Source organism: Streptomyces sp. NPDC104367, from assembly GCF_055583825.1.
Genome location: NZ_JBVJND010000102.1, coordinates 1 through 1,352, shown reverse-complemented (window position 1 = coordinate 1,352; position 1,352 = coordinate 1). Strand labels below are relative to the sequence as shown.

Genomic DNA, 1,352 nt, shown 5'->3' with positions numbered 1-1,352 from the left:
GAGCCGCTGCGCCTCGCGAAGCTCTCCGAGCATCCGGCGTCGTACGGCTTCCCGCCGAACCATCCGCCGATGAACACCTTCCTCGGCGTTCCGATCCGGGTCCGCGAACAGGTCTTCGGCAACCTGTACCTGACGGAGAAGCGGGGCGGCCAGGAGTTCGACGAGGAGGACGTGTCGGTGACGCTGACGCTGGCCGTGGCGGCCGGTGTGGCGATCGACAACGCCCGTCTCTACGAGGAGTCCCGGCTGCGCGAGCGCTGGCTGCGGGCCAACGCGGAGATCACCCACACCCTGATGTCCGGCGGCGACCCCGCCGACGCCCTCGGTCTGATCGCCGAGCGGGCCAGGGACATCGCCGGGTCGGCGCTGGCCGCCGTCGCGATCCCGATGGAGGAGACCGGCACGCTCGGCGTGGAGATCGCCGTGGGCCTGGACGCCGAGGACCACCGGGGCCTGGTGCTGGCCCCGGACCGTACGCTGATGGGCCTCGCCTTCTCCGCCGGCGCCCCGGTCGCGACCCACGACGTCGGCCACGACCCCAGGATCTCCCCGGAGCCGCCGCGCTTCCAGGGCCTCGGCCCCGCCGTGGCCATCCCGATCGGCACCGGCGACAGCGGTGTGCGCGGGGTGCTGCTGCTGGCGCGCGAGATCGGCAGCCCGGTCTTCTCCGCCAAGGAGACGGAGACCCTCCAGGGCTTCGCCGCGCAGGCCGCGATCGCGCTGGAACTGGCCCAGCGCCGTCGCGACGCCCAGGAGATCGCGGTCCTCCAGGACCGGGACCGCATCGCCCGCGACCTGCACGACCTGGCGATCCAGCGGCTCTTCGCGACCGGGATGACCCTCCAGAGCGCGGGTCGTTTCATCGAGCACACCGAGGCGTCCGAGCGGGTGCTGCGCGCCGTCGACGACCTCGACGAGACCATCAAGATCATCAGGTCCACGATCTTCGGTCTGCGCACCCGGGAGGGCGGCGCCGGCACCGGCCTGCGGGCCCGCGCGGTCCGGGTGGCGGGCGAGGCGGCGCCGATCCTCGGCTTCGCGCCCAGCCTGCGCATGGAGGGCCTGCTCGACACCGACGTGCCCACGGAGATCGCCGACCACGTGGTCGCCGTCCTCGCCGAGTCCCTCACCAACATCGCCCGGCACGCGCACGCCGACCGCGCCGAGGTGATCCTCGCCACCGACGGAAGCGAACTGGCCGTGACGGTCCGGGACAACGGCGTCGGCATCCCGCCCGGCGGCCGCCGCAGCGGCCTCGGCAACATGGCCGAACGCGCCGCGGAGCTCGGCGGCCGCCTGGAGTGGGACTGCCCGGCGGGCGGCGGTACGACCCTGGTGTGGCGGGTACCGGT

1 protein-coding gene is annotated in these 1,352 nt (G+C 73.7%); it reads left to right on the top strand.

What is annotated here, in order from left to right:
- The coding region (locus ACZ619_RS45855) for a GAF domain-containing sensor histidine kinase (RefSeq protein ID WP_469612012.1) at positions 1-1,352 on the top strand (1,352 nt) is incomplete at both ends.